The organism is Sphingobium sp. TKS (genome assembly GCF_001563265.1).
Lineage (GTDB): Bacteria > Pseudomonadota > Alphaproteobacteria > Sphingomonadales > Sphingomonadaceae > Sphingobium.
The window spans coordinates 545,807-560,031 of record NZ_CP005084.1 but is presented as its reverse complement, the minus strand read 5'-3'; the positions used below and the strand labels follow the sequence as shown (position 1 = coordinate 560,031).

Genomic DNA, 14,225 nt, shown 5'->3' with positions numbered 1-14,225 from the left:
AAAATCAACTTGCACGAAAGCCGCTTCGGCGAGCGAGAGCTCGAACTAGGGGGAAAGGAATGGGTTCCGTCAGGGGCGAGTGGTCTGGCCGGTCTCGACCCGCCCGCCTCCCAGAGCGATGTACAGCGACACGCCGTTGCGAAGCTCCGCCAGTTGCAGGGCAAGCAGTTGCTGCTCGCCGGTGAACAGGTTGCGCTCGGCGTCCAGGACCTCGAGATAGATGGCAATGCCGTTGGCATAACGCAGCCGTGCCGTCCTCGCGAGCCTGCGTTGGGCGTCCACCGTCCGCCTTTGCGCATCGATCTGTCGGGCGTACCATAGCCGTCCGGCGAGGCCGTCCGCCACCTCGCGAAAGGCCTGCTGCGCCGCTGCCTGATAGGCCGCGCCCGCCTCGCGAACCTGTGCCCTCGCAACGGCAAGCTCTGCCTTGCGGCGCCCCCAGTCCAGAAAGGGTATATCGATCGCGATGCCCAGCGTGGCGGTGCGCGAATGGGAAGTCAGCAGGTCGTCCAGCGCCGTCGACGCCCATCCCTGCGCGCCGGTGAGCGAGAACGTCGGCAGGAAAGCCGCCCTGGCCGCTCCAACATCCGCATTGGCAGCCCTCAATTGCATTTCCGAAGCGATGATATCGGGGCGATCCATCAGCAGCGTTGAAGGGATCCCGGCCCTGAGGGGGGTGAATTGCGCGCTTTGCGTTATCGGCAGCGGCGGCGGGAGAGGGCCTCCGACTGCCCCGCCGATCAGCAGGTCGAGCAGGTTTCGCGTCTGTTCCACGACGCGCTGCTGTTCGGCGAGTTCGGCTTCGGCTTGCGTCGCGAGCGATGTCGCCTGGTCGAAATCGGCGCTCGATGTGAGGCCGGCGTCAAGCCGCATGCGGGCGATGCGCTCTCCCTCGCGCCGGCTGACGACGGCATGCTGGGCCAGGATGATCCTCTGTTCACCCGCGCGAATCGCGTAATAGGTCTCGGCAACCTGGCCGATAAGCGCCAAGCGGAAGGCACGTTCGGAGGCAGCCGTGGCGAGATAGCGCGCTCGCGCAGCGTCGCTCAGATTGCGAAGCCGTCCCCAGAAATCGAGCTCGAACGAGGGCATCGAGACACCGATGCTCAAAAGGTCGTAGCTGGCCGAACCGGAGGCGGGCGTTTCCCCGGCGCCGCCCGGCACGCCCGCCGCCAGCCCCGCTGCGGACGGACGGGCATGCGTTGCGCTTGCGCTCAAATCCAGTTCGGGAACGCGGGCCGCGTCGCGAATGCGAAATCGGGCCCGCGCCTGCTCGACCCGCGCGACCGCCTGGGAAAGATCGCGATTATGCTCGAGTGCCGTGGCGATCAGAAAGCGCAACTGTGCATCGGCGAAGAACTCATGCCAGCCCAGCAACCTGCCCGGCGATGGGTCGTCCGCAGGCAAGAGCGGATAATGGGACGGGAGGGTCGTCGCCGGCCGCTGAAAGGTGGGGGCGAGATTGCAGCTTGCCAGCGCAAGCGGCAGCGAGAGCAGTGGGAAGCGTATCCTAGCCTTCATCGGTTGCTCGCGGATCGTCGTCGAGGGGCCGCCGGCGGTCGCCGGTCAGCCACCGGCGAACAGCGACGTAGAAGAGTGGCGTGAAGAAGATGCCGAAAGCGGTCGCGGCTATCATGCCGCCCATCACCCCGGTGCCGACGGCATGCCGGCTGGCGGCGCCCGGACCGCTGGCGAGGACGAGCGGGATCATGCCCAGGATGAAGGCGAGGCTGGTCATGAGGATCGGGCGCAGGCGCTGTCGGGCGCCCTCGATCGTCGCCTCCATGATCGATCGACCGTTGCCCTCGTCCTTCAGGGCGAACTCGACGATAAGCATTGCATTTTTGGCGGCCAGGCCGACGATCGTGATCAACCCGACGTTGAAATAAACGTCCGCGGAAAGCCCGCGCAGGAGCGAGAACAGCACCGCGCCCATGACGCCCAGGGGGACCACCAGCAGCACCGTCAGGGGAATAGACCAGCTTTCATACAGGGCGGCGAGCAGGAAGAAGACGACCATCAACGACAGGAGCACCAGCCATGCGACCTGCCCGCCGGCCTGCGTCTCCTCAAAAGCCGTGCCGGTCCATTCATAATGCTGATCGCCCCGCACATGGCGCTGGGCGATGCGCATCATCTCGTCGAGTGCCTCGCCGGAGGCATGCCCCGCCGCCGCCTGCCCTGAAATGGCGAGCGAGGGATAGCCGTTATAGCGCTCGAGCTGCTGAGGGGCGGTGATCCAGTGGACGCGCGCGAAAGCGGAGAAGGGGACCATGTCGCCCTGGATGTTGCGAACGCGAAGTCCCAGCACGTCGGTCGCGACCATGCGATGACTGGCATCGGCCTGAAGAAAGACGCGCAGGACGTTGCCGTTGAGGGTAAAATCATTCGCATAGGCAGAACCGAAGGCGATCGAGAGCGTCGCATCGACATCGGCGATGGACAGGCCCAGCGACCGCGCCTGGATGCGATCGATCTCGACATGAAGCTGCGGCGCTTCGGGTTGGGCCTCCGAACGCACGCCCATCAGCGCGGCGCTTTTGCCGGCCTCCGCAAGTATGGCGTTCTGGACGTCGAGCAACCCCTGCCGGTCGCCGGAGCGGCTCTCGAGTTTCATCGAAAAGCCGGTGGCGTTGCCCAGCGCCGGAATGGGCGGCGGCGACAGGCCGAAGATCGAGGCATCCGGTATTTCGCTGACGAAACCCATGACCTTGCCGATTACCGCGTCGGCGGTATCGCCCGAACCCGATCGTTCCTCCCAGGGTTTCAGCCGCACAAAACTGAGCGCGGCGGTCTGGCCCTGACCGAAGAAGTTGAAGCCGAGCACCGATACGACGGCTTGGGTTTGGGGAAGGCTTGCGAGAAATTTCTCGGTTTCCCGGACGGATGCCGCCGTGCGCTGAAGGGTGGCGCCCGGCGGCGCATCATAATTGACGAAGATATAGCCCTGATCCTCGGTCGGCAGGAAGCCGCCGGGAAGCCGGCCGAACAGCAGGGCGGACATCAGCACCAGCAGCGTGAAGACGGCGAGCCAGCGGAGGGGCCGGCTGAGCATGCGGCGGACCGCGACCTCATATCGTTGCGTGCCCCTTGAGAACCGGTCGTTGAACCCGCGGAACAGGCGCCGGAGGAGCGAGCCGACTGCGGACCCCGCGGTGGGCGAGGAGGGCGCCGGTTCGGCCGGTGGCGAATGGCGCAGCAGGATGGCGCACAGGGCGGGCGTCAGCGTTAGCGCCAGCAGAGCGGAAAACAGGATGGATACCGCAAGCGTGATCGAAAACTGTCGATAAATGCCCCCGGTCGAACCGGGGAAGAAGGCCATCGGAATGAACACGGCCACCAGCACCAGCGTGATGCCGATGATCGCGCCGCTTATCTGCTCCATCGCTTTCACCGTCGCCCAGGGTGCCGACAGGCCTTCTTCGGCCATGATCCGGTCGACATTCTCGACGACGACAATCGCGTCATCGACAAGGATGCCGATGCCCATGACCATCGCGAACAGCGACAGGGTGTTGATCGAGAAACCGGCCAGATAGAGGCCGAGACAGGCTCCCAGAAAGGCGATCGGCACGACGATGGCAGGTATCAAGGTGGCGCGCCAGCCTTGCAGGAACAGGTACATCACGACGAACACCAGCACCATCGCCTCGACCAGCGTGTGGATGACGCTTTCGATCGATGCATTGATGAACGGGGTGGTGTCGAACGGTATGCTCCAGGCATAGTCGGGGGGAAAGGAGCCTGAGAGTTCCGTCATCCGGCGATGGATCGCGCGCGCCGTCGCGACGGCGTTGGCGCCGTTGGACATCTGGATGGCGATCGCCGCGATCGGGCGGCCGTCGAGATTGGCCTTGAAGCCGTAATTCTCCGCGCCGAGTTCGACCCGCGCGACATCGCCCAGGCGCACGGTCGCGCCATTGGGCTGAGAGCGGATGATGACCTCGCGGAACTGCTCGGGGCTCGAAAATCCGCCCTGGCTGACGATCTTGGCCTGAAATTCGGTGCCGGGACGAACGGGTTGGTCGCCCAGGGTTCCCTGCGGCGTCTGGCTGTTCTGTTCCCGTACCGCTGCCAGCGCTTCACCGGGAGAGATGCCGAAGCCGGCAAGCTTTTCCGGGTCGAGCCAGATCCGCATGGCATATTGGCTGCCGAAAAGGGTGACGTCGCCCACGCCCTTGATGCGGCGCAGTTCCTCGACGATGGTGTTCGACGCGTAATTGCCGAGTTCGACATCCGTCGCGCGGCCGCTTCGCGAACTGAGCGCGATCATCTGGAGAAAGCCGGAGTTGAATTCCTGGACCTGGACGCCCTGCTGGCGAACCTGGGCCGGCAGGCGTGGCTCGACGCGGCTCAACCGGTCCTGGATCTGCGATCGCGCGATGTTCAGGTCGGAACCGGACGCCAGCGTGATCGCAATCTGTGCCGTACCGTTGGCACGGCTGACCGAGTTCATGTAGATCAGGTTCCCGATCCCGTTCATTTCCTTTTCGATGACCGAAGTCACATTGCGGTCGAGCATGTCCGCGTCGGCACCGGGATAGTTGACCACGATGTTCAGTGTCGGGGGTGCGACCGAGGGATATTGTTCGACGGGCAGCTTGCTCAAGGCGATCGCGCCCGCCAGCGCCACGAACGCCGCGATGACGCAGGCGAACACCGGATGCTGTACGAAGAAGCGATTCACCGCACACCCCGGCGCGTCGCGGAAAGGGCGCGGATGCGGACCTGATCGCCATTGCGGACCTTCTGCCAGCCTGCGACGACAATCTGGTCTCCGCGCCGCAGGCCGGATCGAACGATCCACGCATCTTCGAGCTGCGCGCCCAACTCGACCATTCGGACGGATACAATGCCCTTGGCGTCGACCAGGGTCACGCTGGCTTGCCCGTTCACCATGTGGATGGCGCGCTGGGGGATGGTGACGCCTGCGGGGAAAATACCGGCCAGAATCCGGCCGCGGACGAATTGCCCCGGCAACAGGACGTGGCCGGGATTGGCGAAGGTGGCGCGCAGCGTCTGGCTGCCCGTGGACGGGTCGACCGACAGGTCGGCGAAATCAAGGTGACCCACGACATCATAAGCCGCGTCATTGGCGAGCGTCAGACGTACTTCGATGCTGCGCAAGGGCTGGGTCGACAATTCGCCGCGGCGCGCTTGGTCCATGAGCGTCTGCAGCTCGGCGTTCGAATGCGTGAAGGTCGCATGGACGGGATCAAGCTGATCGATCGTCGTCAGCAGGGTGGCGTTGGTGGCGCTGACCAGAGCGCCTTCGGTCACCTGCGCTCGGCCCACGCGCCCGGTGATCGGTGCGCGCACGGTCGCATAGCCCAGCTGGAGTTCCGCCCGCGACAGTGCCGCGCGCGCGTCAAGGACATTGGCCTCCGCCTGTCGCCAGTCCGCGCGCGCGCGGTCATTTTCGAGGGCGCTGACCGCCTTCTCGCGCACCAGCGGCCTGTAGCGGGCCAGTATCTCCGACGCATTGTCGCGTTCCGCCGTCGCCCGCGCCAGCATTGCGCGGGCCTGTTCAAGCTGGGCCAGCTTGTCACGGGAATCGATGAGGAACAGCGGCGCGCCGGCGGGAACGTCGGTGCCTTCGTCATAAAGCCGCCGCTGCACTATCCCGTCGGTCCGGGCGCGGACCTCAGCGGATCTGACCGCCTCGATTCGCCCAGGCAGATCGATGACGTTGGGCACGGGCTTGGACTCCACCGGCATGACATCCACCAACGGCGGAGGCGGCGATCGCTCGGCTTGATCGCATCCGGTCAGGGTCAGGCCGAGCAACAGCAAGGTCGCCGTACATAGGCCAAGCACGCGCAATCCCACCTCCCCAGTCTGATTATTAAGCACAATAACGTGCTTTTAATTGGACAGATGAAAAAAGCAACTGTATAGTGCTTTATCACAACTGCAAATGCGGCAGCGGAGTGGACCCTTGGCAATCAGAACGCGACGCGGCGCGGGCCGTCCGACAAAGGAAGGCGCGGCAGAAATTGCCGACCGCGTCCTTGATGGCGCCAAGCGGACCTTCTGCCGACAGGGCATATCGGGCGCGCTGATGGATGAGATCGCCATCGAGGCCGGCGTAACCAAGCACACCATCTATCGCCGCTATCCGCGGAAAACGGCCCTGCTGGAGGCGGTGGTCGAACGTGAACTGGTGCGCTTCACGCAGTGGATGGAGGCTCCCGCACGGCAAGAATCCGATCCGCTCGACATGTTGAAGCACGCGGCAAGCCGCTTTGCCGATTACGGCGCCCGCCCCGAAAATGTGACCTTCACTTTCTTCCTGCTGGCGGAAAGCGCGTTTTGCCCGGAGATGTTCGAAAGGTTTCTGCGCTGGGAAAAGCTTGCTGTCCGGCCGTTGCTGGAAAAAATCATCATCGCCCAGGCTGCGGGCCGGCTGTTGCCCGGCGACCCCCGCGACATCTGCGACATATTGAGGGGGCTGATCGACGGCTTTTCGCATAGTCTACGGCGGCCGGGATCCCAGGACGGCGCCAATGCCTGGAAGGAGCAGTTCGAGGCGCGCTGGGCCATATTCTTGCGCGCCCTGGGCAGGGCGGAATCCCTGTCCTTGGACCGTACAAGGCGCGACGCGATGCCGATAGGAACGGCGGCGTGAACGCGCACGAACCCCTGGACGAGCCGATCCTCGATGCCGGTCTTCCGATCGTCGATGCCCACCATCATCTGTGGGACCATGGCGGCCCCGATAGGGCGCCCGCTCCGGATTGCCACCCCCTGCTGGCCATGACTGCGGTACGGTCGCGCTATCTTGCAGCCGAACTGGCGGCTGATCTTGCCAGCGGTCACGCCGTAAAAGCCACGGTCTATGTCCAGTCTGGTCCGGGCTTCTACTTTTCGCAAGGTCCCGACGAACTGCGGCCGGTGGGCGAGACCGTCCATGCCAGAAAGGCCGGGGAGGCCGCGCTCGCAAGCACGGGCCTTGCCATGTGCGCGGCCATCGTCGGTTTTGCCGACCTGAGCCTGGGAGACAGGGTTCAGCCCGTTCTCGAAGCCCATCTTGAAGCAGGCGGCGGCCGGTTTCGCGGCATCCGCAACGGGATGGCGTGGGATGCCGATCCGGCTGTCATGGGACCTTTTGCCGGCAGGCAGGGCCTCTACGCGTCGAACGGTTTCCGCCAGGGGTTGCGCCGGCTGGCGGATTTCGGTCTGTCCTTTGACGCCTGGCTGCTGGAACCGCAACTGCCCGACCTGCTGGACCTCGCCCGCGCCGTTCCCGATGCGCTGATCATCCTCGATCATCTCGGCGCGCCGCTGGGCCTCGGCGCCTATGCCGGGCGTCAGGACGAACGCTTCCCTATCTGGCGCGGGCTGCTGCGGAACCTCGCCGCCTGCGACAATGTGGTGGTCAAGCTTGGCGGTCTGGGCATGCCGCTGGCCGGTCTGGGCACATTCGGCCGGACCTGTTCCTCCGTGGAACTTGCTCAATTGTGGTTCCCCTATTTCGAAACCTGTATAGAGATTTTCGGCCCCCGCCGCTGCATGTTGGAAAGCAATTTCCCGGCCGAGGCGGGGAGCTGCTCCTATCGCATATTGTGGAACAGCTTTAAGATAATATGCAATAAATTCAGTGAAACTGAGAAAGCTGACCTGTTTCATGGTACCGCTGCCAGGGCCTACCGGCTGAAGATGGCGGCGCTTCCTTCGGCGCAGGATGAAAGAGTTGAAGTTTAAACAGTAACGCTTATAGAGATATCTGAATAGGCCGAATCTCCAGATTTGGGCGGGGTCGGAAGAGAGTGAGTTCCCGCAATCAGAACGGGGACTGGAAAAGCGGAATCCTTTGGTTGGAGAGCATATGTTGCACGCTGAGGCTGAAAATCTCATTGAGCTCGCCAACGGTCGTCCCGGCCCCAAGCTGCGCGATCGCGCTCCTGAACAAGCTCGCCATATCGTTCGTGAAAGCTTTGCCACTTTGGATTGCTGCGAAGGCAGCGCAGCAGTCAGTCTGGATATCGTTCTGGAAGGCCCGGCGGGTTCAATCGGCGCCAGGGTCTACAGACCGGACATGCTGTTGTCTCACGATGTCCTTCTGTTCTTTCATGGCGGCGGCTGGGTATATGGAGATCTGGAAACCCACGACGGCCTGTGCCGGACCCTGGCATCGACCCTCAGCGTCCGCGTCGTGGCGGTCAACTATCATCGCGCGCCCGAACATGTGTTTCCGGCCGCTTATCTGGACGGCGTCGCGGCGATGGAGTGGCTGGCCGCTTCGCCCGGCCAATTGGGCGAGGGGGTTTCAGGCATCATTCTGGCGGGCGACAGCGCTGGGGGCAATATCGCCGCCGCGCTGGCCGCGAACGAGGGAACCGGTCGACCGGTCCGGGCGCAGCTTCTGCTCTATCCCGTGCTCGATGTCGCGGGGCAATCGGCATCCTATGACGAATTCGACACCGGCTATCTTCTCGAAGCAGCCGACATGGAATGCTTCATCGCCAGCTATATCCCCGATCCGCTTCTGCGCGATGGACCGTGCGCGTCTCCGCTGCGCGGCCCTATCGCCGATCTTCCGCCGACCGTGATCGTCACCGCGGGATGCGATGTCCTGCGCGACGAGGGGCGCGCCTATGCCGCCCGGCTGATCGGCGCGGGCATCGAATGCCATTTTCTCGAAGCAAAGGGTTTCCCCCACAACTGGGCAACATCCCGTCGCGTCCTGCCTTCGGCACGGATCCATCTGAACCAGGCGATCGACAGCCTGCGCCAGCTCATCTCACGCCAATCACAGTCCGTCACCGCGGACCAGATGGAAAGGGCTCCGAATGCCTGAAACATTTTCCCTTGAAACACTCGATGCCGCCATCAACGAAGCGCATGTGCCCACGTTGCAGATGGTCATCTGCCATCTGACGGGCGAAACCTCCATTCTGCGGCACGAATGGCGGCCTCGCGTTTCCAGCCATGTCGCGCCCGAATCGCAGCTTGCGCCCGAGGATCAGCAATATGTCCGGTCGGTCGCGCGGGATGCCCTGAAGCGGCATTTCGAAGCAGGCTCGCCCGAGTTACCGCAACTCGACATGCAGACCCTGGACAAGATGATTCGCTATCTTGTCGGCGATGCGGCACCGGATGCCTATCTGCCGTTTCTGGAGGAAGAACTGGGCGTTGCCGATCTGCGCACCCCGCAATGGCACAGCCCGGAACTGCGCCGGGGAGCCGCAGGCCTGTCGGCGGTGATCATAGGCGCGGGCATGTCGGGCCTGCTTGCCGCGATCCGGTTCAAGCAAGCCGGCATCGCCTTCACCATCATCGAGAAGAACCCCGAAATCGGCGGCACATGGTACGAGAACACCTATCCCGGCTGTCGCGTGGATTCCGACAATCAGCTCTATTCCTATTCCTTCGAACCCAATGCGAATTGGCCGCAGCATTTTTCCACGCAGGAAATCCTGCTCGACTATTTCCGCAAAGTCGTCGAAAAATATGATCTTCGCGATCATATCCGGCTGGGCTGCAAGGTCGAGGATGCGACCTTTGACGAGGCGGAGGGAAAGTGGAAGGTTCGCTATGCCGATGCTGACGGGGGGGGGCTTTGCGAGCTGACCGCCAATATTCTGGTCAGCGCGGTCGGACAACTGAACGTCCCGCGCATTCCCGATCTTCCTGGCCTGCCGTCCTTCGCCGGCCCGGTGTTTCATTCCGCGACGTGGCGCCACGATGTCGATTTGCGGGGCAAGCGGGTAGCGGTCGTCGGCACGGGGGCAAGCGCGTTTCAGTTCGTGCCCGAAATCGCTCCACAGGTCGCTCAGCTCGACGTTTTCCAGCGCAATCCCCCATGGCTGCTGCCGACGCCCCATTATCATGAACCGGTGAGCAGCGGCCAGCGCTGGCTGCTTGCCAACGTGCCCTTCTATCAGAACTGGTACCGGTTCTGGTTGTACTGGCGCACGGTCGACGGCATGCATCATGCGGTCAAGCGCGATCCCGCGTTCGACGGCGGCGGTCGCGCGATCAGCGCCCAGAACGCGGAGTTTCGCGCGGTGCTGGAAGGCTGGATCAACCGCCAGATCAGCGACCATGCCAAGCTGGGCGATCATGTGGTTCCCAAATATCCGGTGGGCGGGAAAAGGGCGCTTCGCGACGCTGGCAGCTGGATCAAAGCGCTGGAGCGCGACAATGTCGCCCTGGTTACGGAAGGGATACGGGAAATCCGGCCGGAGGGAATCGTTACCGCAGACGGCGAGACGCATCCCGCCGATGTCCTGATCTTCGGCACGGGATTTCGCGCCAGCGAATTTCTGTCGACCTTCAGGATCACGGGACGCGACGGAGTCGATCTGCACCGCTTCTGGAACGGCAATGCCAGGGCCTATCTGGGGACAATGGTGCCCCGGTTTCCCAACATGTTCATCCTGTACGGACCGAATACCAACCTGGTGATCAACGGCAGCATCATTCTTTTTGCCGAATGTTCGGTAGGCTACATGCTCCAGAGCCTGAAGACGATGATCGAGCATGGCCAAAGGACGGTCGAGGTACGGCGCGACGTCTTCGACGACTTCAATGAGCGGATCGACGCGGCAAACGCGGAGATGGCGTGGGGCGTGGAGGGCGTGTCGAGCTGGTACAAGAACGATCTGGGCCGGGTCAGCCAGAACTGGCCTTTCCCGACGGTCGATTATTGGGAAGCCACTCGCCGCGCCGATCCGGCTGATTTCGGCTTCGACGATCCCGTCGAACGCCGGACCCTGGCGGGTTGACCGGGGATGAGCGTCATGCCGGATGCCGATTGGCTTGTTCCGCCGGAAACGCGGCTATCCATGCCGGGCGCGCCCGCGAGCGTGGCACGGATGATAGACGGGCCGGCCAGGGAAACCCCTGACAAGATCGCGCTGATTGGCCGTCACGCCAGACTGAGCTACGCCGAACTTGACCAAAAGGCGGACGCGGCGGTCGCATTGCTGATCGAACTGGGGGTGAAGCCTGGCGACCGCGTTGCCGCGACGGCGGCCAATGGGGCGGATTTGATCACCGCCTTCCTCGCCTGTCAGCGGATTGGCGCCATCTGGGTAGGCATCAACCGCAACTATGCCCCGGCGGAAAAGCGCTATTTTCTGGAGGATTCCGGCGCATCGCTCTATCTGGGAGACCGGGATGCGATCGCGCAGACGGCCGCTGCCGGTATCGTCGCCCTGGAGATGGAGCCGGGCGATGAACAGTGCGCCTGGGCCCAAGCCCTTGCGCGCCACGCGGGACACACACGGCCTGCTGTCGGTCTCGATCCGTGGGCGCCGGCGGCCATCGCCTATACCAGCGGAACGACCGGCCGTCCCAAGGGCGCGGTGCACAGCCAGCATAATATGATCGTCGCCGCGACCATGTCGCAGGTCATGTCTCAGGACGATTCGGACCAGGTGGTGCGCGGCATGACATCGCCCATGACCATTCTCAACATGATGATCCTGGGAGCTATCGCGACCCTGTCGCGGGGCGACCGTCTGGTGTGCATGGACCGCACCGATAGCCGCGGCGTCGCCGACTGGATCCGGGAAGAGCGGATCACCACCACAAACCTGGTTCCGACGATCGTGTACGATCTGCTCACCCGGCCGGACATCCCGGCCGAGGATCTCGCTTCCCTGCGTTGGCTCGTCGTCGGCGGCGCCATGGTGCCCGAAGGATTGCCCCGCCTCTACGAGGAACGGTTCGGCACGCGGATGACGACTGGCTACGGGCAGACAGAGCTGCCCACGACCATCTCGAGAACGCATGAATACTCGGCAACCGTACAGGGGGCGGTCGGGCGACCTCTGCCGCATCTTGAAGTCGCGATCCGTGATGAAGATGATTGCGAGCTTCCTGCGGGGACGGCCGGGGAAATTTGCCTGCGCGCCGCGCGGAGCGGCCCCTTCGCCGGCGTGTACACGCCGATGCTTGGCTATTGGAACCGGGCGGAAGCGACGCGCAACACGATCCGCAACGGCTGGCTGCGCACGGGCGATATCGGGCATCTGGCCGAAGACGGCGACCTTTTCGTCCACGACCGGCGAAGCGACGTCATCATCCGTGGCGGGGCTAACGTCTATCCGGCCGAGATAGAGCGCGTTCTGCGGACCGTTCCGGGCGTGTCCGATTGCGCCGTGATCGGCCTGCCGGATCAGCGGCTGGGCCAGTCGATCGCGGCGGTGATCGAGGCGGCGCCCGCACAGGGTGAAGATGCCCTGATCGCGGAGTTGGACGCCCGGTGCGAAGAGGAAGTCGCCCGTTACAAGCGTCCGGTGGCGTGGCGCGTCGTGGAAAGCCTTCCCCGCAATGCCGGGGGCAAGATCGTGAAGGCCGAATTGCGAAACCTGTTTGGTTAGGTTGGTCCGGCATGCCGCCGGACGCGAAAGGATGATGGAATGAGCGGACAATTGGATATCATCGTGCGTGGCGGCACCGTCCTTGACGGTACTGGCGCGCCCGAATTCACCGCCGACATCGGCGTGGCCGACGGCAGGATAGTAGAAGTGGGCAAGATCAGCAGCACCGCGGCCGAAGAGCTGGATGCGTCCGGCTGCATTGTCACGCCCGGTTTTGTCGATATCCACACCCATTATGATGGGCAGGCCACTTGGGAAAACTGCCTCCAACCCTCATCGGGGCATGGCGTCACCAGCGTCGTGATGGGCAATTGCGGCGTCGGCTTCGCGCCTTGTCGCGCCGGTGACCGGCAACTGTTGATCCAGTTGCTTGAAGGCGTGGAAGATATTCCCGAACCCGTCATGACCAACGGCCTGCCGTGGACATGGGAAACCTTCCCCGACTATCTGGATGTTCTCGCCACGCGCACCCTCGACATCGATTTTGCCGCGCAGCTCCCGCACTCGGCCCTGCGCGTCTATGTCATGGGCGAACGCGGCGCGAACCACGAACCGGCCACGGCCGAGGATCTCGCGGCCATGCGCCAGCTCACCACGGAAAGCATTCGCGCCGGCGCGATCGGCGTGTCCACGTCGCGTTCGCTCGCCCACCGCAGCAAAGCGGGGGACCTGGCGCCGAGCGTGGGAACGGTCGAACAGGAACTGCTCGCGATCGCGCGCGGATTGGGCGACAGCGGCGCGGGCGTGTTCCAGCTCATCTATGACGGGCACGGCGGCGCCGAAAGCGAATTCGCGCTCATGCGCCGCATCGCGGAGGCATCCGGACGTCCCTTGTCCTTCTCCCTGTTGGATCATCCCAACTGGCCCGGTGGCTGGCGCACGATGCTTTCCGAGCTCGAAAAGGCCGTGGCCGACGGGCTGGAAATGCGTGCCCAGATTTTCCCCCGGCCGGTCGGGGTGCTGATGGGGCTGCAGCTTTCACTGCATCCCTTCTCCTTCCATCCGAGCTACAAGGCCATCGCCGATCTGCCGCTCGCCGAACGCGTATCCCGCATGCGCGATCTCGCGCTGCGCGAACGCATGCTGGCCGAGCAGCCCGAATGCTCCAATCCGATCACCTTGCGCCTCATCCAGCGGATCGAGGAAATGTTCGTTCTGGGCGATCCGCCCGAATATGAGCCAGACCCCGGCAAGCGCATCGGCGCGCAGGCGGCGCAACAAGGCGTGCCGGCCATGCAGCTTATCTACGATGCGTTGCTTCAGGAGAATGGCGAGGCGATCCTGTGTCTCCCCGCCGCCAACATGACGGCCGACACGCCGCACTCCACGTCGACCATGATCCGGCACCCCAACACGGTCTTCGGCCTGGGCGACGGCGGGGCGCATTATGGGCTGATCTGCGACGCCAGCTTCCCCACCCACAGCCTGATCCGCTGGGTTCGAGACGCGGCAGGCGAAGAGCGGCAAAGCCTGGCCCAGGTGATCAACAAGATGACCGGGGCTCCAGCCCACGCCGTCGGCCTGTTCGATCGCGGTGTCGTCAAGCCGGGGCTGAAGGCGGATCTCAACGTCATCGACCTGTCGCGGCTGACGTTGCACGCGCCTCGCGCGAAGCACGATCTTCCGGGCAACGCCTTGCGCATCCGTCAAAACGCCGATGGCTATGTGGCGACGATCGCAAGCGGGCAAGTCACGTATCGCGATGGCGAACATACCGGGGCGCTGCCGGGCCGGCTCGTGCGCGGCAGTCAGATGCCCGGAACCGCCGCCCGCTAGAGCATCGTGCGCAAAAAGCGATGCGACAACAAGAACTTGGAGCGCGCGACTCGCGTCCGATTTAATGCAGCGCGCTCCAGGCGGGCGCCGGGCTTCGGCAACCCCGCTCCGGACGCG

Annotated in this window: 9 protein-coding genes; 6 read left to right on the top strand and 3 right to left on the bottom strand. The window is 64.0% G+C overall.

Going from position 1 to position 14,225, the window contains the following annotated elements:
- Window positions 1-69: 69 nt before the first annotated feature.
- From K426_RS23330 to K426_RS23320, 3 genes are read right to left on the bottom strand one after another with little or no spacing between them, the layout of a single operon-like run.
- On the bottom strand, window positions 70-1,521 hold the full coding sequence (locus tag K426_RS23330) for an efflux transporter outer membrane subunit (RefSeq protein WP_066562850.1): 1,452 nt from the start codon (window positions 1,519-1,521) through the stop codon (window positions 70-72).
- A complete protein-coding gene (locus K426_RS23325) occupies window positions 1,511-4,687 on the bottom strand; it encodes a multidrug efflux RND transporter permease subunit (RefSeq protein WP_066562848.1) in 3,177 nt (1,058 codons plus the stop codon). Before K426_RS23325 ends, K426_RS23330 begins: the two co-directional genes overlap by 11 nt.
- Window positions 4,684-5,817, bottom strand: a complete 1,134-nt coding sequence (locus K426_RS23320) for an efflux RND transporter periplasmic adaptor subunit (RefSeq protein WP_145907658.1) — start codon at window positions 5,815-5,817, stop codon at window positions 4,684-4,686. Before K426_RS23320 ends, K426_RS23325 begins: the two co-directional genes overlap by 4 nt.
- Before the next feature lie 121 nt (window positions 5,818-5,938).
- Between K426_RS23320 and K426_RS23315 the strand changes: the two genes are divergently transcribed.
- The 6 genes from K426_RS23315 to K426_RS23290 all read left to right on the top strand — a co-directional run bounded on the left by K426_RS23315 (window position 5,939) and on the right by K426_RS23290 (window position 14,108).
- The gene (locus K426_RS23315) at window positions 5,939-6,628 is read left to right on the top strand and encodes a TetR/AcrR family transcriptional regulator (protein ID WP_066562843.1); all 690 of its coding nucleotides are present in this window, start codon (window positions 5,939-5,941) and stop codon (window positions 6,626-6,628) included.
- Window positions 6,625-7,704, top strand: coding sequence for an amidohydrolase family protein (locus K426_RS23310; RefSeq protein WP_145907654.1), 1,080 nt, complete (start codon window positions 6,625-6,627; stop codon window positions 7,702-7,704). The genes K426_RS23315 and K426_RS23310 overlap by 4 nt, the downstream gene beginning before the upstream one ends.
- Window positions 7,705-7,828: 124 nt before the next feature.
- A complete protein-coding gene (locus K426_RS23305; protein ID WP_082749040.1) occupies window positions 7,829-8,800 on the top strand; it encodes an alpha/beta hydrolase in 972 nt (323 codons plus the stop codon).
- The gene (locus K426_RS23300; protein ID WP_066562839.1) at window positions 8,793-10,730 is read left to right on the top strand and encodes a flavin-containing monooxygenase; all 1,938 of its coding nucleotides are present in this window, start codon (window positions 8,793-8,795) and stop codon (window positions 10,728-10,730) included. Before K426_RS23305 ends, K426_RS23300 begins: the two co-directional genes overlap by 8 nt.
- Before the next feature lie 15 nt (window positions 10,731-10,745).
- Window positions 10,746-12,332: a class I adenylate-forming enzyme family protein gene (locus K426_RS23295; RefSeq protein ID WP_158511774.1), complete on the top strand. Its 1,587-nt coding sequence runs from the start codon at window positions 10,746-10,748 to the stop codon at window positions 12,330-12,332.
- Window positions 12,333-12,371: 39 nt separating this feature from the next.
- Complete coding sequence (locus K426_RS23290) at window positions 12,372-14,108, top strand: N-acyl-D-amino-acid deacylase family protein (protein ID WP_066562835.1); 1,737 nt, start codon at window positions 12,372-12,374, stop codon at window positions 14,106-14,108.
- Window positions 14,109-14,225: the final 117 nt, after the last annotated feature.